This is a genomic window from Rhodanobacter sp. FW104-R8, assembly GCF_001617365.1.
In the GTDB taxonomy this organism is placed as follows: Bacteria; Pseudomonadota; Gammaproteobacteria; order Xanthomonadales; family Rhodanobacteraceae; genus Rhodanobacter.
In genome coordinates, this window is sequence record NZ_LVJR01000042.1 from 1 (window position 1) to 1,221 (window position 1,221).

1 protein-coding gene is annotated in these 1,221 nt (G+C 60.4%); it reads left to right on the top strand.

Going from position 1 to position 1,221, the window contains the following annotated elements; genetic code table 11:
- Positions 1–62 precede the first annotated feature (62 nt).
- Positions 63–1,216, top strand: a protein-coding gene (locus RHOFW104R8_RS10855) for an IS3 family transposase (protein WP_153021708.1) whose coding sequence is annotated in 2 segments (ribosomal slippage) — positions 63–303 and positions 303–1,216 — 1,155 coding nt in all. Because the reading frame shifts where the segments join, the coding sequence is not laid out codon by codon here.
- Positions 1,217–1,221: the final 5 nt, after the last annotated feature.

A 1,221-nucleotide genomic window follows, 5' to 3' on the forward strand; every position in this document is an offset into this window, starting at 1 on the left:
GGGTTCTACCCCGTTAACGCGGACACTTCTAAGAAGACCGATCATGGTCAAAAAGGAGTGTCATGTCCAAGCGAAGAAAGTTCAGCGAAGAGTTCAAGCGTGAGGCCGTCGGCCTAACCCGGCAGCCGGGCGCGCAGCTCAGTCAGGTGGCCCGCGATATTGGCGTGGGTGCGGGGGTTCTGGGCCGGTGGCGGCGCGAGTTGGAGACCGACAAGGCGAAGGCCTTCGCCGGCTCGGGCGTGCCGCGCGACCAGGAGATGGCGACCCTCAAGCGCGAGCTGGCCCGGGTGAAGAAGGAGAGAGATTTTTTGCGCGATGCGGCAGCGTTCTTCGCCAGGGAATCGAGCTGAAGTATCAGACGATCCAACGCTGTCGCGGTCTCTACCCTGTCCAGCTGATGTGTCGATGCCTGAAGGTGTCGACCAGCGGCTTTCATGCCTGGAACAAACGACCGTTGAGCGCTCGTGCCACCGACAATCAGCGGTTGCTGACGCGCATTCGAGAGCTCCATGCCGCCAGCGATGGCGTGATGGGCATGCCGCGCATGCATGAGGATCTGTCCTATGCCGGCGAGACGGCCAGCCGTAATCGTGTCGCCCGGCTGATGGCCAGGGATGGCTTGTTCGGGGTGCCGCAGAAGCGTTCGTGGCAGCGCAAGCGCACGGGCGTGCGGCCAGATCACGTCCAGAATCACCTCGAACGTGACTTCTCGGCGCTGGAGCCCAACACGAAGTGGGTGACTGACATCACCTACATCCACACCGCCGAGGGGTGGCTGTATCTGTGCACCGTGCTCGACCTGTTCAACCATCAGATCGTCGGATGGTCGATGTCCGATATTCAGGATAGGCACATGGTGATCAAGGCGGTACTGATGGCTTGCTGGCAGCGTCCTGATCGAGAGCCATTGGTGCTGCATTCGGATCGCGGCACGCAATTTACCAGCGGCGAATATCAGCGTTTTCTCACGGATCACAACATCCAAAGCAGCATGAGCGCGGTCGGTCATTGTGCGGACAACGCGGCAGCCGAGGGCTTCTTCGGCATGATCAAACGCGAACGCGTCCATCGTCGCCGCTACCTGACTCTGGCCGAGGCAAGGTCCGACGTCTTTGACTATATCGAGCGCTTTCACAATCCCCGAATGCAACGCAGAATCGAGGTTCGGGACCGGGCCTTTACGGCCTTAACTCAACTGTCCGCGAAAACGGGGTAGAACCC